General features: G+C 60.2%; 25 protein-coding genes. 7 read left to right on the top strand and 18 right to left on the bottom strand.

The annotated features are described in order from the left end of the window. Window position 1: 1 nt before the first annotated feature. From GC121_RS08365 to ribB, 7 genes are all read right to left on the bottom strand, one after another. Window positions 2-319, bottom strand: coding sequence for a 2Fe-2S iron-sulfur cluster-binding protein (locus GC121_RS08365; RefSeq protein ID WP_151973846.1), 318 nt, complete (start codon window positions 317-319; stop codon window positions 2-4). Window positions 320-354: 35 nt separating this feature from the next. After that, entirely contained in the window at window positions 355-990 is a 636-nt protein-coding gene (locus GC121_RS08360) for a CoA transferase subunit B (RefSeq protein ID WP_151973845.1), read from the bottom strand. Beyond that, window positions 990-1,697, bottom strand: coding sequence for a CoA transferase subunit A (locus tag GC121_RS08355; RefSeq protein ID WP_151973843.1), 708 nt, complete (start codon window positions 1,695-1,697; stop codon window positions 990-992). The genes GC121_RS08360 and GC121_RS08355 overlap by 1 nt, the downstream gene beginning before the upstream one ends. Continuing rightward, the gene (locus GC121_RS08350) at window positions 1,697-2,623 is read right to left on the bottom strand and encodes an electron transfer flavoprotein subunit alpha/FixB family protein (RefSeq protein WP_151973841.1); all 927 of its coding nucleotides are present in this window, start codon (window positions 2,621-2,623) and stop codon (window positions 1,697-1,699) included. Before GC121_RS08350 ends, GC121_RS08355 begins: the two co-directional genes overlap by 1 nt. Window positions 2,624-2,746: 123 nt before the next feature. After that, entirely contained in the window at window positions 2,747-3,493 is a 747-nt protein-coding gene (locus GC121_RS08345) for an electron transfer flavoprotein subunit beta/FixA family protein (RefSeq protein WP_151973839.1), read from the bottom strand. A 27-nt stretch (window positions 3,494-3,520) separates the two neighbouring features. Then, the gene (gene bioB, locus GC121_RS08340; RefSeq protein WP_151973837.1) at window positions 3,521-4,567 is read right to left on the bottom strand and encodes a biotin synthase BioB; all 1,047 of its coding nucleotides are present in this window, start codon (window positions 4,565-4,567) and stop codon (window positions 3,521-3,523) included. Further along, window positions 4,564-5,637 carry a 3,4-dihydroxy-2-butanone-4-phosphate synthase gene (gene ribB, locus GC121_RS08335; RefSeq protein ID WP_255478902.1) on the bottom strand — a complete coding sequence of 358 codons (1,074 nt, stop codon included), beginning with the start codon at window positions 5,635-5,637 and terminating at the stop codon, window positions 4,564-4,566. Before ribB ends, bioB begins: the two co-directional genes overlap by 4 nt. A 106-nt stretch (window positions 5,638-5,743) precedes the next feature. Between ribB and GC121_RS08330 the strand changes: the two genes are divergently transcribed. From GC121_RS08330 to GC121_RS08310, 5 genes are all read left to right on the top strand, one after another. Further along, window positions 5,744-6,280 (top strand): flavin reductase family protein, encoded by a 537-nt coding sequence (locus tag GC121_RS08330; protein ID WP_151973833.1) that lies wholly within the window; start codon window positions 5,744-5,746, stop codon window positions 6,278-6,280. A gap of 103 nt (window positions 6,281-6,383) precedes the next feature. Next, window positions 6,384-7,067, top strand: a complete 684-nt coding sequence (locus GC121_RS08325; protein WP_151973831.1) for a 3-oxoacid CoA-transferase subunit A — start codon at window positions 6,384-6,386, stop codon at window positions 7,065-7,067. After that, complete coding sequence (locus tag GC121_RS08320; RefSeq protein WP_199857806.1) at window positions 7,064-7,723, top strand: 3-oxoacid CoA-transferase subunit B; 660 nt, start codon at window positions 7,064-7,066, stop codon at window positions 7,721-7,723. Before GC121_RS08325 ends, GC121_RS08320 begins: the two co-directional genes overlap by 4 nt. Continuing rightward, the gene (locus GC121_RS08315; protein WP_151973829.1) at window positions 7,723-8,520 is read left to right on the top strand and encodes an enoyl-CoA hydratase/isomerase family protein; all 798 of its coding nucleotides are present in this window, start codon (window positions 7,723-7,725) and stop codon (window positions 8,518-8,520) included. Before GC121_RS08320 ends, GC121_RS08315 begins: the two co-directional genes overlap by 1 nt. Then, window positions 8,517-9,293, top strand: a complete 777-nt coding sequence (locus tag GC121_RS08310; protein WP_151973827.1) for an enoyl-CoA hydratase/isomerase family protein — start codon at window positions 8,517-8,519, stop codon at window positions 9,291-9,293. The genes GC121_RS08315 and GC121_RS08310 overlap by 4 nt, the downstream gene beginning before the upstream one ends. On the opposite strand, the gene GC121_RS08305 is transcribed toward GC121_RS08310, so the two are convergent. The 10 genes from GC121_RS08305 to GC121_RS08260 all read right to left on the bottom strand — a co-directional run bounded on the left by GC121_RS08305 (window position 9,290) and on the right by GC121_RS08260 (window position 19,788). Then, a complete protein-coding gene (locus GC121_RS08305) occupies window positions 9,290-10,285 on the bottom strand; it encodes a nitronate monooxygenase family protein (RefSeq protein WP_151973825.1) in 996 nt (331 codons plus the stop codon). The genes GC121_RS08310 and GC121_RS08305 overlap by 4 nt on opposite strands. Further along, window positions 10,270-11,049: an enoyl-CoA hydratase-related protein gene (locus GC121_RS08300; RefSeq protein ID WP_234421169.1), complete on the bottom strand. Its 780-nt coding sequence runs from the start codon at window positions 11,047-11,049 to the stop codon at window positions 10,270-10,272. The genes GC121_RS08305 and GC121_RS08300 overlap by 16 nt, the downstream gene beginning before the upstream one ends. Beyond that, on the bottom strand, window positions 11,046-12,464 hold the full coding sequence (locus GC121_RS08295) for a 3-hydroxyacyl-CoA dehydrogenase NAD-binding domain-containing protein (RefSeq protein WP_151973823.1): 1,419 nt from the start codon (window positions 12,462-12,464) through the stop codon (window positions 11,046-11,048). The genes GC121_RS08300 and GC121_RS08295 overlap by 4 nt, the downstream gene beginning before the upstream one ends. Continuing rightward, complete coding sequence (locus tag GC121_RS08290; RefSeq protein ID WP_151973821.1) at window positions 12,461-12,886, bottom strand: biotin/lipoyl-containing protein; 426 nt, start codon at window positions 12,884-12,886, stop codon at window positions 12,461-12,463. The genes GC121_RS08295 and GC121_RS08290 overlap by 4 nt, the downstream gene beginning before the upstream one ends. Beyond that, window positions 12,883-14,250, bottom strand: a complete 1,368-nt coding sequence (locus tag GC121_RS08285) for an acetyl/propionyl/methylcrotonyl-CoA carboxylase subunit alpha (protein ID WP_151973819.1) — start codon at window positions 14,248-14,250, stop codon at window positions 12,883-12,885. The genes GC121_RS08290 and GC121_RS08285 overlap by 4 nt, the downstream gene beginning before the upstream one ends. Beyond that, window positions 14,250-14,741 carry an acetyl-CoA carboxylase biotin carboxyl carrier protein gene (gene accB, locus GC121_RS08280; RefSeq protein ID WP_151973817.1) on the bottom strand — a complete coding sequence of 164 codons (492 nt, stop codon included), beginning with the start codon at window positions 14,739-14,741 and terminating at the stop codon, window positions 14,250-14,252. The genes GC121_RS08285 and accB overlap by 1 nt, the downstream gene beginning before the upstream one ends. A gap of 70 nt (window positions 14,742-14,811) precedes the next feature. Further along, complete coding sequence (locus GC121_RS08275; RefSeq protein WP_151973815.1) at window positions 14,812-17,322, bottom strand: TonB-dependent receptor; 2,511 nt, start codon at window positions 17,320-17,322, stop codon at window positions 14,812-14,814. A 51-nt stretch (window positions 17,323-17,373) separates the two neighbouring features. Further along, the gene (locus tag GC121_RS08270) at window positions 17,374-18,132 is read right to left on the bottom strand and encodes an SDR family NAD(P)-dependent oxidoreductase (protein ID WP_151973813.1); all 759 of its coding nucleotides are present in this window, start codon (window positions 18,130-18,132) and stop codon (window positions 17,374-17,376) included. 2 nt (window positions 18,133-18,134) lie between these two features. Then, complete coding sequence (locus GC121_RS08265; protein ID WP_151973811.1) at window positions 18,135-19,211, bottom strand: LLM class flavin-dependent oxidoreductase; 1,077 nt, start codon at window positions 19,209-19,211, stop codon at window positions 18,135-18,137. A gap of 49 nt (window positions 19,212-19,260) precedes the next feature. Next, the gene (locus GC121_RS08260; RefSeq protein ID WP_234421168.1) at window positions 19,261-19,788 is read right to left on the bottom strand and encodes a nuclear transport factor 2 family protein; all 528 of its coding nucleotides are present in this window, start codon (window positions 19,786-19,788) and stop codon (window positions 19,261-19,263) included. Between the two features lie 203 nt (window positions 19,789-19,991). Between GC121_RS08260 and GC121_RS08255 the strand changes: the two genes are divergently transcribed. Then, window positions 19,992-20,714: a TetR/AcrR family transcriptional regulator gene (locus GC121_RS08255; RefSeq protein WP_234421167.1), complete on the top strand. Its 723-nt coding sequence runs from the start codon at window positions 19,992-19,994 to the stop codon at window positions 20,712-20,714. 13 nt (window positions 20,715-20,727) lie between these two features. On the opposite strand, the gene GC121_RS08250 is transcribed toward GC121_RS08255, so the two are convergent. Next, window positions 20,728-21,969 (bottom strand): cytochrome P450, encoded by a 1,242-nt coding sequence (locus GC121_RS08250; protein ID WP_151973809.1) that lies wholly within the window; start codon window positions 21,967-21,969, stop codon window positions 20,728-20,730. Between the two features lie 159 nt (window positions 21,970-22,128). On the opposite strand from GC121_RS08250, the gene GC121_RS08245 reads away from it, so the two are divergent. Continuing rightward, a complete protein-coding gene (locus GC121_RS08245) occupies window positions 22,129-22,878 on the top strand; it encodes a glucose 1-dehydrogenase (RefSeq protein ID WP_151973807.1) in 750 nt (249 codons plus the stop codon). Window positions 22,879-22,889 lie beyond the last annotated feature (11 nt).

Below are 22,889 nucleotides of genomic sequence, written 5' to 3'. Positions count from 1 at the left end.
ATCAATCCTCTTCGGCGATGCGCACCTTGATGCCATCGTGTGACGCGTCGAGCCTGATCTGGCACGAAAGGCGCGAAGCCCCGTCGCGATGGTCCGAGCTTTCGAGCAGGTCGTCCTCATCGTCACTTATGGGACGCAACTTTTCAGCGAAGGCGGGATCGACATGGACATGGCACGTTGCACAGGAGCAGCAACCTCCACAAAGAGCCAGCAGCTGATCGAAGCCGTTGTCGCGAATGGCTTCCATCAGTGTCAGGCCTTCTTCGACCGAGATTTCGCTGCTCTCCCCATCACGGGTGGTAACGCTAAGTTTGATCATCCTAGAATCCTTGAAATCTTGTTGAGCAGGGTCGATCAGCTGACGTAGTGTGCTGTGGTCTTCGCCGCCACTTCCTCGGCGGTTACACCGGGGGCCATTTCGATCAGCCGGAACGGGCTGTCATGGTCGGGCCGGTGGAACACGGCGAGATCGGTGATGATCATGTCAACGACATTGGTGCCGGTCAGCGGCAGGGTGCATTCGGGGATGAATTTGGGGTCACCATGCTTGCTGGTGTGTTCCATCACCACGATGATCTTCTTGACGCCCGCAACCAGATCCATCGCGCCGCCCATGCCCTTCACCATTTTGCCCGGGATCATCCAGTTGGCGATATCGCCGTTCTGCGCCACTTCCATCGCGCCCAGCACCGTCAGGTCTATATGCCCGCCACGGATCATGCCGAAGCTGGTCGCGCTGTCGAAATAGGCGCTGTGCGGCAGTTCGCTGATGGTTTGCTTGCCCGCATTGATGAGGTCGGCATCCACTTCGTCCGCGTAGGGGAACGGGCCGATGCCGAGCATCCCGTTCTCGCTTTGCAGCGTCACCTGCATCCCTTCGGGAATATGGTTTGCCACCAGCGTGGGAATGCCGATGCCGAGATTGACGTAGTAGCCGTCTTGCAGCTCCTTGGCGGCGCGGGCGGCCATTTCATCGCGGGTCCAGGGCATTATGCGGTCTCCCTTTCCCGCGTGGTCACGAACTCGATCTTCTTGTCATACGGCGCGCCCACGATCATGCGCTGCACGAAGACGCCGGGCAGGTGGATGCTGTCGGGGTCGAGCGCGCCTGCGGGCACCACTTCCTCGACTTCCACCACGCATACCTTGCCGCAGGTGGCGGCGGGCTGGTTGAAATTGCGCGCGGTCTTGCGGAAGACGAGATTGCCTGTCTCGTCCGCTTTCCACGCCTTGACGATAGCCAGGTCGGCGAAGATGCCGTGTTCAAGGATGTAGGTTTCACCGTTGAAATCCTTGTGCTCCTTGCCCTCGGCCACCTGCGTGCCGACACCGGTTTTGGTGTAGAAGCCGGGAATACCCGCGCCTCCCGCGCGCATCCGTTCGGCCAAAGTGCCTTGCGGACAGAATTCGACTTCCAGCTCGCCCGCCAGATATTGCCGTTCGAATTCCTTGTTCTCACCGACATAGCTGGAGATCATTTTCGACACCTGCTTGGTGCGCAGCAGCTTGCCGATGCCTTCATTGTCGATCCCTGCATTGTTGCTGGCGAAGGTCAGGTTCTTCACCCCGCTCGCCTGGATCGCATCGAGCAGCCGTTCGGGAATGCCGCACAGGCCGAACCCGCCCGAAGCGACAAACAGACCGTCTTTCAGCAAGCCGTCAAGGGCGGCTTCGGAGGTGGGATAAAGTTTATGCATCAAACCTTCTCCGTCAGCTCCGGCACTGCGGTGAACAGATCCGCCACAAGGCCGATATCTGCCACCTGGAAGATCGGAGCGTCGGGGTCCTTGTTGATCGCGACGATCACCTTGGAATCTTTCATGCCCGCCAGATGCTGGATCGCGCCCGAAATGCCGACCGCGACGTAGAGTTCCGGCGCAACGATTTTACCCGTCTGCCCGACCTGGTAATCATTGGGCACATAGCCCGCATCCACTGCCGCGCGCGAGGCACCGATGGCGGCGCCCAGCTTGTCGGCGAGCGGGGTGATATATTGCTCGAACGTCGGCCCGTCCTTCAGCGCGCGTCCACCCGAGACGATGATCCCGGCGCTGGTCAGCTCGGGGCGGTCGCTCTTCACCGCGTCCAGCTTCACGAACTGCGAAATCCCCGCATCGCCTGCGCCTGCAACCGCCTCGACTCTGGCTGAACCGCCTTCGGCAGCCGCCTTTTCAAACGCGGTGGTGCGTACGGTGATGACCAGTTTCGGATCAGAGGATTCGACGGTCGCAATGGCGTTCCCGGCATAGATCGGGCGCTTGAAGGCCTTGGGGCCGTCCACCGCGATAATATCCGACAGCTGCATCACATCGAGCATCGCGGCGACGCGCGGCAGCACGTTCTTGCCGGTGGTGGTGGCCGGCGCGAGCACCGCGTCATAGCCGTCCATCAGCCCCGCGATCAGCGGCGCGACGTTTTCGGCAAGGCTGTTCGCATAGGCTGCATCGACGGCATGGAGAACTTTCGACACGCCAACGATCTTTGCGGCGGCATCTGCGGCGGCCGCAGACCCGGCGACCAGCACGTGAACATCGCCGCCAAGCTGGGCAGCAGCGGTGACAGTCGCGAGAGTTGCATCAGCGATGGCATCGCCAGCGGTTTCAGCAAGGACAAGATTGGCCATTGTATTCCTACCTCAAAATCCGTTCGCCCTGAGCCTGTCGAAGGGCTGCACTGCAATTTCTAAACCCCGCTCCGAAAGAAAGGACAGTCCTTCGACAAGCTCAGGACGCGCGGGGGATGTGTCTTACGTCACCCCGAGCGCTTTGAGTTTGGCGACCAGCGCGTCCACATCGGCGACGATCTCGCCTGCCTTGCGCACCGGCGGTTCGGCCACATGAATGGTGGTGATGCGCGGGGTGGTGTCCACGCCGTAATCGGCGGGGGTTTTGACCGCGAGTTCCTTCTTCTTCGCCTTCATGATGTTGGGCAGGCTGGCATAGCGCGGCTCGTTCAGGCGCAGATCGGTGGTGACGATTGCGGGAAGGGTGAGCTTCACCGTTTCCAGCCCGCCATCGACTTCGCGGGTGACGCTGACGCTGTCGCCCTCGATAGCCACTTCGCTGGCGAAGGTGCCCTGCGGTCGCCCCATCAGCGCGGCGAGCATCTGCCCGGTCTGGTTCGAATCATCGTCAATCGCCTGCTTGCCGAGCATCACCAGCCCCGGCTGTTCCTCATCGGCGATGGCCTTGAGGATCTTGGCGACCGCGAGCGGCTCCACCGCATCCTCGGTTTCCACCAGAATCGCGCGATCCGCCCCCATGGCGAGCGCGGTGCGCAGCGTTTCCTGCGCCTTGGCCGGGCCGACGCTGACCGCGATGATTTCTTCCGCCTTGCCCGCTTCCTTCAGCCGGATCGCCTCTTCCACGGCGATTTCGCAGAACGGATTCATGCTCATTTTGACATTGGCGAGATCGACGCCCGAGCCGTCCGCTTTGACGCGCGGCTTCACATTGTAATCAATCACCCGTTTGACGGGGACGAGAATTTTCATCGCTGTGCCCTCTCTAATTGGGAAATCTCAGGTAACCTCGGCTGCGGCCTTCTCCTTCGTTGCGCAGCCACCCGAGCAGCCGCCGACGGTGCGCATCGGCTCCTGGCCTTCCATCGGCTTGAGGCCAAGGCGTGCAAACAGCGCTGAGTCGCTGTCATCGCCAGCATTGGGCGCGGTGAGCAGGCGATCGCCGGTGAAGATCGAATTCGCGCCTGCGAGGAAGCACAGCGCCTGCGTCACTTCGCTCATGCTTTCGCGCCCGGCGGAGAGACGCACCATGCTGAGCGGCATGGCGATCCGCGCTACTGCGACGGTGCGGACGAATTCGATATCGTCGATCTTCGCCAGCGGCGAATCTTCCAGCATGTCCCCCAGAACCGTGCCTTTGACCGGTACCAGCGCGTTGACCGGCACGGACTCGGGATGGCGTTCAAGCGTCGCTAGCGTGTGCACAAAACCCACGCGATCTGCCCGTGTCTCACCCATGCCGACGATCCCGCCGCTGCACACGTTGATCCCCGCCTGCCGGACATTGTCCAGCGTCGCAAGCCGGTCCTCGTACTTGCGGGTGGTGATGACGCGCTCGTAATATTCGGGGCCGGTATCGACATTATGGTTGTAGTAATCGAGCCCCGCTTCGGCGAGCTGTTCGGCCTGCTTAGGCGTCAGCATACCCAATGTCATGCAGGTTTCCAGCCCCATAGCTCGGACGCCTTTCACGATTTCGACTATCGCGGGCATGTCCCGGTCCTTGGGATTGCGCCAGGCGGCACCCATGCAGAACCGCTGTGATCCGGCATCCCGCGCCTGCGCCGCGCTTTGCAGCACCTGTCGCACATCCATCAATTTGGTCGCTTCGACCCCGCTGTCGGCCGAGGCGCTTTGCGAGCAATAGCCGCAATCTTCCGGGCAACCACCGGTCTTGATGCTGAGCAGCGTGCACAGCTGCACCTCGTCCGCCGCGTGGTGCTGGTGGTGCACGCTGGCTGCGCGGAACAGCAGTTTGGTAAAGGACAGGTCGAACAGCGCTGCGATCTCCTCGCGGGTCCAGTCGGTGCGGATTGAGCCTGTCATGATATCGTCCGCTGCTCCACAATCGAGAGACCATGCCCTTCCAGCGCGACAAGCGACTTCGGCGTGTTGGTCAGGAGGATCATTGCCTGCACACCCAGATCACTCAGGATCTGGGCCCCTCCGCCATAGTCACGCAGTTCCTGTGCGCCTTTGAGCGGACCATCCATTGGCACCAGCGTCCTGCTGACGTAGTCGGATACGAACCGGTTGATGAGGACGATTACCCCGGCACCTTCTTCGGCAATTTTTCGCATCGACGCTTCCAATAGTCCGGTTCTGGCGGCGTCTTCGGCGAAGACATCGTGAAATATCGACAGCAGATGCATTCTGACGAGCGTCGGGCGCTCGGGTGCGATATCGCCTAATACCATAGCAAGCGTTTCTTCCCCGTTGGCCTTGTTCCGGTATGCAATGGCTCGCCACTCGCCGCCAAAACGACTTCTGACAGATCGCTCGCCAACTTGTTCAAGCATGCGGTCATTTGTCCGACGATAGGCGATGAGGTCCCTTACCGACGTAATCCGCAAGTCGTGTTCGGAAGCAAGTTCGCGAATTTCCGGCAATCGCGCCACGTCGCCGGCAGCGTTCATGATCTTGCAGATTGCAGCCGAGGGGTTTAGCCCGGCCAGCCTTGCAATATCTACAGCGGCTTCAACCTGGCCCGCCCGCATTAGCACGCCGCCGGGACTAGCGACGACCGGGAACACGTGCCCCGGCGTGACGATGTCGTCTGGGCCCTTGCCCGCATCGATAGCCACGGAAATTGTTCGCGCACGGTCTTCCGCGCTGATCCCTGTCGTGACGCCCTTTCGTGCCTCGATGGAAGTCGCAAAGCACTCGTCCGGTCGCGACCGGTTGCGCGCATGCATAAGGTTCAGGCCGAGCTGTTCAATGCGATCCTGCTGCAGCGCGAGACAAATAAGTCCCCTTCCGTGTGCAGCCATGAAGTTGACCGCAATCGGTGTCGCCATCTGCCCAACAACGACGAGCGCGCCCGTACTCGCCGGCTCATTCTCATCAACGAGGATGAAGATGCGCCCTGCACGAGCCTCTTCAAGGATTTCCTCAATCGGAGTGATGGCCGTTCTCCCCTTGGTGCAACTTTGCGCAGACTTGGCTTGCTTTCTGCAAAACCCGTTATAAAGTAATCCGACGTTTATTCGGAATTATATGGCGATGTCAAACAGCGAAATCAAAGCTCCATCCCCGGAAAGTCACCGGACTCAGTTCGTCACCCAAATGCGCCGGGTTCCAGGCCCTGTCGCTATCATCTCCTCGGCAGACGGCGAAGATCGCACGGGCATGGCCGCAACCGCTTGGAATTCGCTGTGTGCTGATCCTCCGTTGATGCTCGTATGCGTAAACCGCAACGCGAGTGTGCATCCGCTGATCGTGCGTACCAGACTGTTTTCGCTGAATCTCCTGCAAGCCAACGAAGTAGAGACTGTTGCAATCTTCTCGGCACAAAAGGGGCTGGAGGGGCGCGACCGGTTTATCAACGGTAAGTGGGTCGATTCCCCGGCTGGACAGCCCTTTCTGAAGGGTGCGACCGCCTCCTTCGAATGCGAACTGCTCGATAGTCATGTGTACGAAACACACGAGATATTCATTGGAAAGGTTCGCCACATGGGGATGGCCGAAACATTCGATCCTATGCTCTACTTTAACGGAGCCTTCTGCCGCGCGACACCAATCGAAGCGCCGACAAGCTAAAACCAGCAGGTGTCGCGCTGGACGAAGTGCCAAAGACAGCTTGCGAAATATCCTCACATCTCTACTATATCCGAAAAGTTATCGGAATTTGGAGTGATGCAAGGTGATCGACAAGCAGGCCAGTACAGTCGCGCAGGCCCTGACGGGTTTGCAGGATGGAGCCGCCATTATGATCGGCGGCTTCGGCGAGGCCGGCGTGCCCGCAGAACTGGTTGAAGGCGTTGTGGCGCAAGGCGCTACCGACCTGACCATCATCAGCAATAACGCGGGCACCGGCGATGTTGGCATCGCTGCCCTGATTGGTGCGGGCAGAGTGCGCAAGATTATCTGCTCCTACCCGCGCATGGTCGGGTCCCGCCATTTCGAGGAACGCTATCGCGCCGGCGAACTGGAGCTGGAGCTTGTTCCGCAAGGTAATCTCGCCGCACGCATCCAGGCGGCGGGCTCGGGCCTTGGGGCCATATTCACGCCAACCGGCTTCGGGACCAAGCTGGCCAAGGGCAAGGAAACCCGCGAAATCGACGGGCGCCACTATGTCCTGGAATATCCGATTCATGCCGATCTGGCGCTCGTGAAGGCCCACAGGGCCGATCGTTGGGGGAACCTCGTCTACCGCAAGGCAGCACGAAATTTTGGCCCGATCATGGCCATGGCTGGTAAGACCACCGTAGTTCAGGTGGAAGAGATTGATCCGCTCGGATCGCTCGATCCGGAAACCGTGGTCACACCGGGAATTTTCGTGGACCACATCGTGCAGATCGCAGAAGCAGGAAAGGCCGCCGCATGAGCGCCGCAGACGCAATCCAGCGCCTTGACAAGCAGCAGCTGGCAAAGCGAGTTTCCCAAGACATTCCCGAAGGCGCTTACGTCAACCTCGGCATCGGTCTGCCGACCCAGGTCGCCAATTACCTTGAGCAGGATGGCGACTATTTCCTGCACAGCGAAAACGGCATTCTCGGCATGGGTCCTGCACCCGACGAGGCCGACATCGACTGGGATCTGATCAACGCAGGCAAACAGCCCGTTACGCTACTGAACGGCGGCTGCTTCTTCCATCACGGTGACAGCTTCTCGATGATGCGCGGCGGCCATATCGATATCTGCGTGATGGGCGCCTATCAGGTTTCCACGCACGGCGACCTAGCAAACTGGCATACCGGCGACCCCGATGCGATCCCGGCGGTCGGCGGGGCCATGGACTTGGCAATCGGCGCCAAGCAGGTTTTCGTGATGATGAACCTCCTCACCAAGACCGGCGAAAGCAAGCTGGTTGAGGAATGCACATATCCACTGACGGGCCTTGGCTGCGTTTCGCGGATCTACTGCGAGCTGGGCGTTATTGATCTCGGTCCGGACGGGGCGAAGGTGGTGGAACTGGTCGAAGGACTGACGCTGGAAGAGTTACGGGAGATGACCGGCGTGAACCTGACAATGGCATCCTGATGTACGGAAAAGAGAGCACCGATGCCGTCAAGTTCGGCGCGTTCTCGATCGAATTGCGCGACAATGGTGTTGCCCTCGTCACCTTCTCGCGTCCGCCGGTCAACGCTCTATCGCTCGAAACCTATGAAGACATCCGGGCTTTCGCCGACTACGTTTCCGAAAACGACCGGATAAAGGTGATCGTGATTGCTGCGCCCGACGATGCGCGCGCGTGGTGCGGCGGTGCGGACTTGCGCGAATTCGAAGGGATGACAGCCGCGCGCCGCAAGGAACGCTACGACTTCATCAACGAATGCCTGCCGCGTTTTCACCGCATTGATCGCCCGATGATCGCCGCCATTCGCAGCGCCGCGGTCGGCGTCGGCGTTATGCTGGCGGGAATGTGTGACTTGCGGATAGCCAGCACCAATGCCCGGTTTGCTTGTCCCGAAGTCGACTATGGCCTGATCGGCGGTAGCGCGGGTCTGCTGGCAAGCCTTGGAATGCCCGAAGCCAAGGTGCGCGAAATGGTCTACACCGGCCGCGCTTTCACCGCGAAGGAACTGGAAGATACCGGCTTCTTCAATTACGTCGTGCCGCCGTCAGCGGTGCTGCCACTGGCGCTCGACCTTGCCGATACGATCGCGTCAAAGTCCCTTCCCGCGCTCAAGGCCAGAAAGCTTGCCTCACTGATGTTCGAAGGGCCCGAATGGATGGACGCCTATCTCAAGGCGCAAGAGGCTTCCTCGGCGCTTGTCGAGAATCCGGAAAGCAATGCCGCAGTGCGCGCGGCGCTGGGCAAAGACGACGAGGAATGAGCAATTGCGAGCGGATCGGCGACTTCGAACTTGAAGTGCTGCCGTCGGGCGTAGCCGTCGCGACCTTTAGCCGACCGCCGGTCAACGCATTTTCGCTCGCGGTCTACGAAGCGCTTGGCAAGCTGACCGATCGCATTGCCGCCGATGACGCGATCAAGGCGCTGGTCATGCGCGCTCCGGAGGAGGCGCGAGCCTGGTGCGGCGGGGCTGACCTGAAGGACTTCGAGGGCATTACCAAGACGCAGCGCGAGGAACGCTACGCCTTCATCAATCGCCAGCTGCCCAAGTTCCATGCGCTGGACCGCCCGACAATCGCGGCAATTGCCAAGCCTGCCGTGGGCATCGGCATGGTGCTGTCGAGCCTGTTCGATTTCCGGGTCGCCGCGCGCGAAGCGAAATTCGCTCTGCCAGAAGTGGACTTCGGGTTGTTGAGCGGCTGCGCGGGGCGCTTTGTGGCCCTGCGCCTGCCTGAGCCGAAGCTACGCGAAATGCTCTATACCGGACGTAAGTATACCGCCGCCGAACTCCAGCCGACGGGATTCTTCAACTACGTGGTCGACGCCGATGACGTGCTGCCGCGCGCCATGGCGCTGGCGGAGGAGGTGGCGGCGAAGGACAGCGCGATAATGCGCGCGCGCAAACACGATTCGCTCAAGCTGGAAGGCGACGCCTGGTTCGAGGCCTATCTTGCCGCGCAGCAAGGTTCTGCCGCGATGGTCGAGAACGATGCCAGCCGTGCTGGCGTTGCCGCCGCCTTGCACCGCAAAGGCTAGTCCCGGCCCGCGAGCATTCCTTGCAACCGGTCTGCAATAATCGCCCGCGCTTCATCCATGATCCCCGAAATCAGCGCATCGCAGGTCGGGATGTCGTGGATCAGGCCTTGCGCCATGCTCGCCCAGAAAATGCCGCTGTCGAGGTCGCCGCTCTCCAGCAACAGCTTGCCGCGTTGGCCTGAGACCAGGTCTGCCACGTCTTCGAAGGCTGGATTAGTGCCCGCGGTTCGCTCCAGAACTTCCTGCGACATCGCGTTGCGGCCCACACGGGCGCTGTTTCTAAAGGGCCGAAGGATAAGGTCCGTCTGTCGTTCGTCATTGGCGACATAGGCCTGCTTCACATTCTCATGAATCTCGGCCTCTTGCGTGGCACAAAACCGCGTCCCCATGTTGACGGCATCGGCCCCGAGAGAGAGCGCGGCGACCAGCCCACGGGCATCGGCAATGCCCCCGCTGGCGATCACCGGAATCTCCAGCTTGTCGACCGCCGCCGGGATGAGGACGAGGCCGGGAATGTCGTCTTCGCCCGGATGGCCGGCACATTCGAAGCCGTCGATCGAAATCATGTCGACGCCGTGCCGCTGCGATGACAGCGCGTGCCGCACCGACGTGCACTTGTGAATGATCCTGATGTCGTGGGCCTTCAGCAGCTTCCAGACATCCCGCACCTCGGGCGTCCCCGCAGTCTCTACCGTTTCGATTCCGGAATCAGCGATGACCTGGACGATCTCGCCATAGTCAGGCGGGCGCATGGTCGGGAAGACCGAGATATTCACCGCGAACGGTGCCGAGGTGAGTTGGCGGCACAGCGCGATCTCTTCAGCCAGCGCCTGCGGGGTCGGGAAAGTAAGCGCGGTTATCATGCCCAGCCCGCCAGCTTGCGAAACCGCCGCCGCCAGCCGCGCGCGCCCGACATTCTGCATGCCGCCCTGGATGATCGGGTGGCGGATCCCGAGAAGCTCGGTAACCCGGGTCTTCAGCGGCCCGACCATTCCGGGTCACGCTTTTCGAGGAAAGCGGCAACGCCTTCCTTTTTGTCAGCCGTCCCGAAAAGGGCCGAGAACGCCTGACGCTCCATCGCCAGATGGGCGGTCTGCGGCGTCTCAAAAGCAGCGCGGACCATTGCCTTGCCCTGTTGCATGGCAACCGGCGCACGGGCGGCGATTCTGGCCGCAAGGGCCAGAGCCGTTTCCAGTGCCTTGCCGGCTTCAACGACTTCGCAGATCAGTCCGGCGGCAAGTGCCTCCTGGGCAGAAATCGGTTCGCCCAGCAGCACCATCTTCATTGCGCGTGTCCGGCCGACGAGCCGGGGCAAGGTCGCGGTTCCGCCCGCGCCGGGAATGATACCGAGGTTGGTTTCCGGCTGCCCGAACTTGCCCTTCTCACCGCTCACAGCGAGGTCGCAGCACATGACCAGCTCGTTGCCAGCACCGAGCGACCAGCCCTCCACGGCCGCAATCAGCGGCTTCGGAAATGCCCGAATGCGCGCCCACAGGCCAGGGCGCGGATCAGCCAGGGCACCATCAGTATCGCGTTGCGCTAGCTCGTTGATGTCAGCACCCGCCGCAAACACCTTGTCCGAGCCGGTAATGACGGCAGCTCGCACTTCTGGATCGCCCGCGACAGCATCCAGCGCGTCGGCAATTTCGGCCAGCAGGTCCGTTGCCAGCGCATTGGACTTCTCCGGCCGGTTAAGCCGAAGCAACAGGACCATATCGCTTCGCTTTTCGCTCAGCAGGATCTCGGAAGCTCTCACTTGACGCTCCAGTATTGGGAGGGTTGATACATCGGCTGCCCCGATTCGTCGGCGATATTGCGGAGGGACGCGATAAGGCTCTCGCGCCCCACGCGGTCAGCAAATGCGAACGGTCCGAATGGATAGTTCACACCATAGCGCATGGCCAAATCGATGCCTTCTTCGTCAGCAACGTGCTCGAATACGGCGTCGCCTGCGGCATTGGCAATCTGGGCAAGGGTACGAAACACGATCAGGCCAGGTCGGTCTGTCAAGCGCACGGCTGATCGCCGAAGACCTGCTGCGACCGCTTGCGCGACGTGCTCCGGACCATCGTCAGACACGGCGTAGCCTAACGGTCCGTCATTGTCGGGGTCGATAAGGTCGAACAGCACGACCGGCTTACCGGCGGTCCTCGCTTCGTTTGCAGCAGTCTTCCCGCGCGTCAGGCCGAGCAGAACACCATCGCTTTCAAGCAGGGTTCCGGCTTTGAGGCCAAGCACCTTGCCAGCCAGCTCACGATCTGCACCGCTTGGGTCTCGCGGCTTGGCGTTCAGCTCACTCGCATCCGCCCGATCACTGTAGCTGTACACGCCCTGCCCCGTTTTCCGCCCAAGCCAGCCGGCGTCGACTAGCGCGGCCTGGCGTAGCTGGGGAACAAACCGCGTCTGGCCGAAATAGGAATCGAAAATCGAGCGAGCGACCGAGTAATTCACATCCTGGCCAATCAAGTCAGTCAACTCGAGCGGCCCCATGCGAAAACCGTTAGCACGGAACAGGGCATCGATCACATGCGGCTGCGCGACCTGTTCGTTGAACGCAGTAAAGGCCTCTCCATAGAAGGGCCGAGCCACCCGATTGACGATAAAACCCGGGACATCGGCCACCGGAATGGCTACCTTGCCCCAGGCCCTCGCGGTTTCCGCCACTGTGTCCGCGACTGACGGATCGGTAGCAGGGCCAGACACCACTTCAACCAGTTTCATGATTGTTGCCGGATTGAAGAAGTGCATGCCGCAGAACCGGGCAGAATTCCGCAAATTGCGCGCGAGGCGGCCGATAGGAAGCGAAGAGGTGTTACTGGCGATAATTGCATCGTCCGGCAGGACATCTTCGAGCCCGCCAAAGAGGCTCGCCTTGATATCGGCATCCTCGATCACCGCCTCGATCACAAGCTCGCGATCAGCCATCTCCGCAAGATCGCCGATCCACTGCATGCGCTGCAGCGCCTCATCACCCTGTGCGCTCGTCAGTTTGCCCTTTTCGACAAGACGCGCGATCGACTTTCCGATCATGGCCTCGCTGCTCTTTAGAGCATCCGCATTAACATCGAATACCTTCACGTCGGCACCGCGCTGCGCCGCGACCTCGGCAATGCCCGAGCCCATGGCCCCGGCACCGCAGACGCCGATGCGTTTGGCTACACTTGCTGTCATTCTTCTGCCGCAATCTGTAGGATGGTGATGCCAAATTCGACCAGCTCGCCGACCGCCACATCCACACCGGCCACACGACCGTCATTCGATGCCCGGATTTCAGTGACCTCATCGAGGACCGACAGGCGTGCCAGCGGCTTGCCAGCGGCAAAAACCGTGCCCGGCTCTGCCACCCAGGCAATCGTCGCCACATGCGGCGCAGCAATCACAGTGACCTGAGTTGTTGCAGCGGACGCGGGCGACGCGGAAGAATCAATGGCGGTGAACATAGGGTTCGGCCCACCGCCATCGCGGGCTAAAAACAGCTCGAAATCGTCGCCGGAAATGTGCAGTTCCTGCCAATCGCTTGCCAGAATTGCATCGATGAATGCACGCGCGTCGTCGATCGCTGCGGCGACTGCGGGATCGTTCTTGCCGCTCATGCCGCATCCTTTCCGAACCGGGGCAGCAGCACCTGTTCGAGCCAGCGGGTGTGAATATTGTTGGCAACGAAATCGGGATGCGTTGCAATCGCGCGTTGTAAACCGAGCGTGGTGGGTACACCTTCGATGACGAAGTCATCGATTGCCCCGACAAGCCTGTCGATTGCCTCGGCGCGGTCCTTCCCATGCGCGATCAGCTTGCCGACCATGCTGTCGTAGAACGGCGGAATCATGGCGCCCTCGGTCATATGGCTATCCAGCCTGATGCCTTCACCTGACGGTGCATCCCAACGGGTAATACGGCCCGGCGATGGTGCAAAATCCCGTTCGGCATCCTCGGCATTGATACGGCATTCGATTGCATGGCCTGACAACACGATGTCGTCCTGACCGACCGAAAGATCAGCGCCGCCTGCGATGCGGAGCTGTTCCTGCACTAGGTCGAAGCCCGAGATCATTTCGCTTACCGGATGCTCAACCTGGATACGCGCGTTGACCTCGATGAAATAGAATTCCTGCCGCCGCACATCGAACAGGAACTCGGCGGTTCCAGCGTTGCGGTAATTCACGCTCGCCGCCAGATCGACGGCAGACTGGTGAAGACGGGCGCGCAATTCGTCTGACATGGCCGCACAGGGCGCTTCCTCGATCAGCTTCTGATAGCGTCGTTGCACCGAGCAGTCGCGTTCGCCAAAGTGGAGGACTTTACCCTTGCCATCGCCCATCAGCTGGACTTCGACATGGCGCGCTTCGGGCACGAAGCGTTCCATGAACATCGTGCCATCGCCGAAGGCAGCTTGTGCTTCGGAAGAGGCGCGCTGGAATCCCGCCTCGGCCTCGTCACCATTGTTGGCAATCACCATGCCGCGACCGCCGCCACCGGCCGCAGCCTTGAGCAACACCGGATAGCCGATGCGGTCACCTTCCCGGCGAGCATCAGCAGGACTGGCAATGTTTTCGCTGCCCGGAACGAGCGGAACGCCCGCCGCCCCCGCCAACGCGCGTGCCTGCAACTTGTCGCCCAGCGAGTCGATGACGTCTGGCCGCGGACCGACGAAGGCAATGCCATGCTGTTCGCACAGGCGCGGCAGGATCGCCCGTTCCGACAGGAATCCGTAACCGGGATGCAGGCCATCGCAGCCGCTTTCACGCGCGGCGTGCACGATCAGGCGCGGGTCGAGATAGCTCTTGGCGGCCGCGGCCGGACCGATCACAATGGCGCGATCCGCCAGCGCGGCAGCCGCACTGTCACGATCTGCATCGGACACCGCCACAACCGTCTCGATGTTCAAGGCCTGCGCGGCCCTGACTATGCGCAGGGCGATTTCTCCGCGATTGGCAACAAATAGTCGCTTGATCGGCATCAGGCTTCCCTCACCGCGAACAGCGGTTGGCCGGCTTCGACCATCGAGCCGTCTTCCACCAATACGGCCTCCACCGTCCCCGCCACTTCGCATTTGACGGTCGTAAAAAGCTTCATCACCTCAATCAGGCACATTTCCGCGCCGGCGGCGATCTGCTGTCCGACTTCCACGAAGGGTGGAGTGCCGGGCTTGGGCGAGCGATAGAAGGTCCCCAGGTTCGGCGCCGAAATCACGATCGTCCCTTCAGGAGCGTTTCGGGTAAACGAGCCGCCTTTGGCAGGCGCGGCCTCGGCCACCTTTCGTGCCGGAGTCGGGGCCTCGACTTTGCTCGGCACAGCGCTGGCTTGGCGCCGCGGCGCGCGGATTGCCGTATCGGCGTGGGATAGCAGAACTTCGAAATCGCCCTTTCGGATGTGCAGTTCGCGTAAGCCGGAGCGATTGAACTCCTCGATCAGGTAACGGAGATTTTCGGGGAGGTCGTGATCGGTCATGTTCGGGCTTTCCACAAGGAAACGGGCACGATCTTCCGCCAAAAAGACCGTGCCCGCAACTTTCGATCCATCAATACCGGTAGCTGATTGAGGCTCCATAGGTCGAGGGCGCGCCCCGGTACCGGATCAGCGTATCCAGGAAAGTTGACACCGCCGTAGTGTACGATTCGTTGGTCACGTTTTCGCCGAAAAGCGTGAAGCGCCACCGGTCATCATCGGTTGCAAGGCCGGCACGAAGTCCTAGCAAGGTCCGCGATTCGATCACGAAGTCGTCCGCCGGGAGCAGCGGGGTCACAAAGCTCGCGTTCTGCTCACCCTGGTACACCAGCGTCCCGCCAAGGAAGGCGTTCATCGACGACGACACGGGGAATTCGTACTGCGCATCAAAGGTGGCGCTGAAATCGGGCGTGTAAGGCAGTTCCGATCCGGCAAAGTCGCCGGTGTAACCCGCCGCGTTGTAGACCGCCGAACCGTCGGGCGTTTCGGTGAAGGTGCCGGTGACTTCGGAATTGAGCCAGGTTGCGCTGAGCGACAGGTTCAGCCCGTCCACCGGTCGTGCGACGAATTCGCCTTCGATACCCCAGATGTAGGATTCGGGCACATTAAGCATCTTTTCGAGCAAGCCGAAGACGACGTCCTGGACGCGGCCACGAACCTGCTTGTCGCTGTAATCGTAGTAGAAGGCAGCGGCGTTGAACTGGATCGCATCATCGGCCAGCGGGAGCTTGAAACCGGCTTCATAGGCGATCACCCGTTCCTGCGTTGCAGGATCGTATTGCAGCACGCGCGAGGCGCCGATGGCCGAGAAAATCCCCGCCTTGTAACCCTGGCTCACGTTGGCATAGAGTAGAGCGCCGCTGTCAAAGCTGTAACTGGCACCCAGGCGGAAAGAAATGTTATCCTCGTCGAACGCCCTTTCGACCGGATCGATAGTCGACGCCGCAGTTCCCAGCAGCAGGTCGCCCGTGGTCGGAAAACACTCGCCGGGATTGATGGTGATCGGCACACTGTTGAGGGCAGCGCCAAAGAGGGTTGCCGTGCCTTGAGCCGTATCCTCTGGCGGATCGTTGTAGCAGTAGTCGGCTTCCAGGTCGTTCTGCGTGTAGCGGATGCCGCCCTGCAAGGTCAGATTGTCGGTAATATCGTATTCGATGTTCCCGAACACCGCATAACTGCGCGACCGCGAATTGAAGTTGTTCAAGGTCAGCGTGATGAGGTCGGCGTTGGCAGAATAATCGCCGAGGAAGAAGAAGTTGTTCTGCGAGGTGCGGACATTGTCATAGGACACGCCGACAATCGCATAGGCCGTCCCGTCATCATAGGCGACGCGCAATTCCTGGTTAAAGCTGCGGACGTCGCCGAACAGCGGCACGTCGACCACGCGCGCTGTTGTCCCGTCGAGATCCTGAGCGTAGTCTAGATCCTTTTCCGCGAGTGCGGTGATCGAAGTCAGAGTGATCGTTTCGGAAAGGTCGAGATCGACGCGTCCGGCAAGCTGGTAATACGAGTTGTCCGATGCCCCCAGCAGACCGGGGGTCCACTCGGCATCGCGAGTGTTATCGCTGATCGGCGTGCCCAGCAGAGCGCGCGCACCCGCGGCAACAGAAGCGTTGGGGGACGACAGGCGGCCAACGACTACCGACTGACGACCGAGGAAGCTAGCATCGAAGCCGGCAGAAGTCGGGGTCGTCAGATCGGCGTACCGCTGCGCGTCCACCACGGCGAAGGGATTGCCGGAAGCGGCGGCCGCTGCCGGTGTCGGATAGAGATTGAGCAGCGTTCCGGCATATTGCGGAGCGAGCGGATCGGACTCGTCGATCGCGGCAGTACCAGTCAGCTGGATGGTCAGGCCATCGGTCGGCTCGATATCGACCGTCAGTCGTCCTGCGTAACGACGCTGGTCGCCGTTTTCGTCATCGGGGCGGGAAATGCTGCGCTGCCAGGCCCCACCGTTGACGACGCCAAGCGCGAGGCGTGCGTTGACGCCTTCGGTGATCGGGCCGCTGACGAAGCCGCTCGCCTCGATCCGGTCAAAGCGCTCGTATGAGGCGTTGAAGCCGGCCTCGAAGGTATCGGTCGGCTGCCCGAGTACGTAGTTCACGGCACCGCCGGTGGCACTCTGGCCGAACAGGGTTCCCTGTGGCCCCTTGAGCACCTCGACCCGCTCGACATCGAGATTGAGCGCATCGGACATCGTCGGTACGTTGCGCGGAATCTGATCGGTGTAAATGGCCACCGAAGGCGATGCGCCGAATGTTGCATCGTACAAGCCGATGCCTCGCAGGGTGTAGACCGGGGTTGAATATAGCGACTGCGTAAAGGTGAAACCAGGAACCAGATTGCCGAGGTCTTCCGGACCGTTGATGCCGCGCGCGATCAAGGCCTCTCCAGATGCGGCCGTGATGGTGAGGCCGACATCGTTGACCGCCTCTTCGCGCTTGGTCGCGGTCACGATGATCGTATTGGGGTTGTTGTCCTCGGCTTCTGCCGTTTGACCTTGGCTATCCTGCGCGAAAGCCGGAATCGCAATCACCAACGAAAGGCCGCTTACGGTCGCTTTCAATACGTTTTTTAACTGCATATTATCCTCCCCAGGATGGGTTCATTATTGCTGCTGGCAATTCGGGGCCGGCTAACCCGCGATCATGGCACCGTCGACGACGTGTTCGGCACCACTTACGAAACTCGATTCATCTGAAGCCAGAAACAGGACCACCCGCGTAACTTCGTCGGGTTTTGCGAGACGTCCCAGCGGGATGACTTCTTTCGCCCCGCCGCCTTCCTCATCGGTTGCGGCGATCATCATCGGCGTGAGAATGTAGCCGGGGTGCACCGAATTGACGCGGATTCCGGCATGGCCCCATTGCGCGGCGATCAGTTTGCTCATCCCGCGCACGGCAAATTTGGTCGAACAGTAGGCGGCGTTGGACGAGGCCCGCGTGCCCAACATTCCGGCGATCGATGAGATATTGACGATCGATCCGCCGCCTGCCGCGATCATATCCGGCAGCACGGCCTTCATACCGAGGAACACGCCGAGCTCGTTGACCTTGAAGACCTCGGTAAATTCTTCCGCCGAGAAGTCGAGGATGCCCTTTACCGGTCCAATGATCCCGGCATTGTTGACTAACACATTAACGGGGCCGAAGCGATCATGCGCCTGCACCATCACCGCGTCCCATCCGGCGGGATCGCCGACATCGTGGCTCAAACCAAGGGCATTCTCGCCGAGTTCATCGGCCAGCCGCCGCACGCCATCGCCGTTCACATCGGTTAGGATGACTCGCGCACCCTCGGCCGCGAAGGCGCGGGCGTGCGCCTCGCCCATTCCTTGAGCGGCCCCGGTAATAATCGCCGTCTTGCCGACAAGCCGATCGAGTGCACGCGCCATTGTTAGGCTGCTCCGGTCCCGATGTGCGGGGCAACTTCGTTCACCAGCAGGTCCATCGAATGCTCCCAAGGTTCGGGATCATCGATGTAATCGTGGCTGTAGATTAGCAGCGTGCCGAACGGTCCGCCCAATTCATCCATCCAGTGGCTAAGCTTCTGTCGGACGGTCTCGACAGAACCGACGATCCAGACGTGCTCGGCCAAGTATTCGGCATCGACATCGGCAGGGTCAACACTCGGATCGTGGAGCAGACCCTTGAGAACGCCGAAGCGCTCGTAAGTCGGTTTGAGATATTCCGCCCAGGCGAGGCCCAGACCGCTGTCGATCGCGAGGCGGCGCGCCTCGGCATCGGTTTCCGCGACCACCACATCACGAACAACGCGGTGCGCAGAGCGATCGGACTCGCGTCCCGCCTTGCTCATTTCTTCGCGATAGGTTTCGAAGTGGCTCTTGAGAAAGTCGTTTCCGGCGTAGACCGAGGCCGGGATAAAGCCGTTCTTGCCGGCAAAACCGATCGATGGCGAGGGAGCCGAGAGGCCGGTCATGGCCATCTGGATATCGTCACCCCACGGGCGGATATCGCGCAGCGGCTTCTTGCCGTCGTTCTCGGGATAGCCCGCGTTCCAGAACTTGCCTTCGAATTGGAAAGGTTCTGCCTTCCAGACCTTCTGCATGATGTCGATCGCCTCGAGCATCATCTCGTGGTTCTGCTTCATGTCGGTGATGCCACGCAGCGCCGCGTCCGTCGGATAGGCGCCAGTGGCGACGCCGAGCATGTAACGACCTTCGAGGATCTGGCTGAGCCAGGCCGTCTGGACTGCGAGGGTTGCCGGATGGTGATAGGGCAGCAAGTGGGCAAGCGGCCCGAACTTGATCTGCTCGGTCTGCAGGGCGGCGGCCGCAATTACCAGCTCGGGACTGGGAATGCCTTCCCAGTTGAGGGTGCCATGCTCGCCAACCCAGTACTCGCTGAAACCGATCTTGTCGGCATGAACGGCCTGCCGCAGCGCCCATTGAAAAACCTGGCGCGGCGACCGCTCGGGCCTGACGAACGGCGTTTGAAACATTCCGACTTTCATTGCGATTTCTCCACTCTCGTGTCTTGTCTGGGCTATTCGGATTCGCCGATCAGCCGTAGTCCTTCCACTCGACGAGCAACCCCTCGTCATTAAAGCGCATGACGCTGCAGAATTTCAGGCGGAAGCTTTCGCCTGCATCGCCAAATCCCGGTAAGTCCACCTTCGTTGTGCCGACGTACCAAGACTCGAGCACTGCCGTATCGCCGCACTCAGTTATCCGCTCCGAAGGCTCGAAATGACGTTCGGCCATATAATCGGTCACGAAGGTTTCGAGCACCGCGATCAATTCGTCACGCTTTTTCAAGGAGAAGCCGCGATTGAAATGGGCGAAATCGAGGTCTTCGACGATCAGGGCGCGCATTCCCTCGAAGTCCTGGCGGTTGTAGGCATCTATGAGCCTCTTGGCGCATTCGGCAGGGCTGCTCATCGACCAGCCTCCACCGCAATGCAGTTGCGCAACATGGGCCAAACTTGAAGGCAGGGTTTGAAGCCTGAAATCATCGACATCTCTCCAACGAGGGTTTTTCACCCCTTCATTTGCGATGGTCGGTCTATCCAGCCCAAGCGCCAGCGTCAAATAAAATCGAAAAATAGTCGGAAAAAATCTCTTGGGGTCCCGACAAACCGGTAGACGCCTGTGCTCCGCCCTCGGCCTCATATCTTCTATCAAAGGGGCGAATTTGCTTGTTAGAGTGAGAACAAGCGAGACAGATTGGTCGATGCTTGACGCATCGCCGCAGTCGTGCAAAGTCGACGAAATTTCCGAAATGGGTAAGAGTCTTGGCAAGCGAAGTGCAAATTGGGCCCGAATCTTTCACAGCGGCAAAAGCACCCGAGGCAGCGCCAGAGTGGGACCTTCTGCTCGACGATGTAATCGCGCGCTCAAGCCGGGAGTCCGAGCGCAAGCAGGATCGCAGTCGTCGAACCGAGAAACAGATCCTCAACGCCGCACTGCGCGTTTTCGGCCGCGACGGAATATCTCGCGCCCGCATTGCCGACATCGCTGCAGAGGCAGGTATTTCGACCTCTACGCTCTATGAATACTACGCGAGCAAGGAGGATCTCGCATACGAAATCCCCATGACGCACCTGTCGGAATTCTTTTGTTCCTATCGCGATGCTACAAATGCGGAGATGTCGGCACGCGACAGGCTGCTGATCTATCTGACCATGTCAGCTGATTACGCGCGCGAACACTCGGAGTGGGCGCGCCTGCTCTACCTAGAAATCTGGCCCAGCGTGTTCGTTGGCGAGACGGGCCTTAAGGCCAATATTGACGACTTTACGCGGATCATTCGTCACCTTGTCGAGCAAGGTATGGACGAAGGCTGGATCACGCGTAAAGCCAACAAGTACGAAACGGCAGCACTGATCGTCGGCAGCACCAACCAGACAATCATAACCTGGTTGCTTTATCGCAAGCCCAGGAACCTCACCAAGGCCGGCACCGAGATGGCCGAACGGATCATCCGGATGCTGGAAATCGAAGCATCGCAGGCCTGATCCGTAGCGCTTCTCAACCCGCGGGACTCCATACTAGGTTGAATGGCTTGACGCTGCCTACGATTCCGTTGGTGTAGGACAGCGGCTCTTCGTTCTCGAGCGTAAATTCAGGAATCCGGGCAAACCATTCGCGCAGGACGATCTTCATTTCCATTCGCGCCAGATGTGCACCAGGGCAGGTGTGCGACCCCTTGCCAAAGGTTGAATGTTTGCGCCCCGGGCGATGGATCTGGAAATCCAAAGGACTGTCCGCACTGGCCGTGTCCATCGCGACCACGATCGTGGGGCACATGACCATGTCGCCAGCGCGCAGATGCACACCCGCCCATGCTGTATCGCGCTTCACTTCGCGCGAAGAGGAAACCACCGGGAAGCGGCGGAAGAATTCAAGCAATGCATCGCCAATTAGATCGGGATCGGCGGCAATGGACCGTCGCAATTCGTGATCGCGTGCAAGATAGGAAAATGTGAAGCCAAGCATGTTTACGACTGTATCGAGCCCGCCCACCAGCACCTGTGTACAGATATTCAGCGCTTCGATCTCTGTCATGGGTCGATCATCGACTGGGGCGTTGATGACCTGCGTGATAAGGTCTTGCTCGCCCCCACCTCTGCGCGCTTCCAGCACGGGCGTGAGGTAGTCGCGAAAGGCCTGCAGAACCTCAGGATAGGTCATCGAGCCATCGGGGCGCGTGAACTGGTCTGCAAGATGCTTCAGCTTCGGCAGGTCGGCAATAGGCAAGTCGACCAGCATCATGAAGATGGTGACCGGCAACCGTTCCGCAAAATCGGTTACAAAGTTGCAGCGGCCCTTGTCCTTGAAACTTTCGATCAGCTCGATGGTCAGCTGCTCGATGGGCTCCTCGAATGCGCGCAACGGCTTCGGGCCAAGGTTATCGTTCAGCAATTTGCGGAAAGGCCGGTGCTCCGGCGGATCGAGCGACAGGGGAATCAGGCGATAGGCCTCGCCTGCCGTTTCCTTGGGCACGAGCACGGTGTTGTTGGAAAACGGATCGGGCTCGGACATGACCTGGTCCGAAAGCTCCGCCGATAAGGCGACCCAATGCCCTTCATTATGGGGTGTCCACATCACGTCGAAAGGCGCCGCATCCATGACCTCTCGCCAGAATGCATGGAAGTCCATCCCGTCAGGGATATCGCGATAGATATCGAAGTCGAACACTCGCTCAGCTGGAACATTCTCCGGTCTTGGCATCGCCAGAATGTCATCGGGGCGCAGGGATGCAACTTCCATAAAAAATTCCTCTTCCAGCTTGTGACCTTTAACCTAACGCGAATGCTGGACAGAAAAAAGAATTTTTTTCGGATTTTGACTGAAGATGTAGATTTATCATCAGCCTTTGCTAAAGTCCCCTAGGTTTTTCCGATGAACTTTCGGTTTAGGAGAGGTGGAATGGGACGTCTTGAAGGCAAAGTTGCGATAATCACTGGTGCAGCACAGGGCATGGGAGCGGAACACGCGCGTCGCTTTGTTGCCGAAGGTGCAAAGACCGTGTTTACCGATATCAACGCCGAGGCGGGCGCTGCGCTGGAGGCCGAGCTTGGCGAGAACGCCATGTTCGTCAAACACGACGTCGGCAGCGAAGCGGAATGGCAAGCTGTAGTTGAAGCCACCGGCAGGAGATTTGGTCCGGTCAATGTGCTGATCAATAATGCTGGGATACTTGGCCCTGGCGCCAAAGCCGCCGACCTGTCTGTCGAGGATTTCGAGAAGGTCTGCCTGATCAACCAGACGGCAATTTTCCTTGGCACCAAGCACGTCATCCCGGCGATGATCGCTGCCGGTGGCGGTTCGATCGTCAACATCTCGTCGATTTCAGGGATCGTGGCGATCTACGGCACACCCAATGTCGCCTATGCCGCCAGCAAGTTTGCCGTGCGCGGAATCACCAAGCAGGTGGCTATCGAATATGGCGAGAACAACATCCGCGCCAACTCGGTGCACCCCGGCTACATCCGCACACCGATGATGACCGCTGCTCTGGACGAAGAGCAGATCAAGATCGCCAGCGCCTCGGTGCCGATCAAGCGGGTCGGCGAAGTCGAGGACGTGTCCAATCTCGCGGTGTTCCTCGCCTCGGACGAGTCCGGCTTCATTACCGGCAGCGAGTATATCATCGACGGTGGCCTTACCGCGCTGTGACACCTGTCAGC

Source organism: Erythrobacter sp. EC-HK427 (assembly GCF_902498745.1).
Lineage (GTDB): Bacteria > Pseudomonadota > Alphaproteobacteria > Sphingomonadales > Sphingomonadaceae > Alteraurantiacibacter.
Note: the sequence above shows the minus strand (reverse complement) of the source record. Positions and strands in the feature narration are given on the sequence as shown.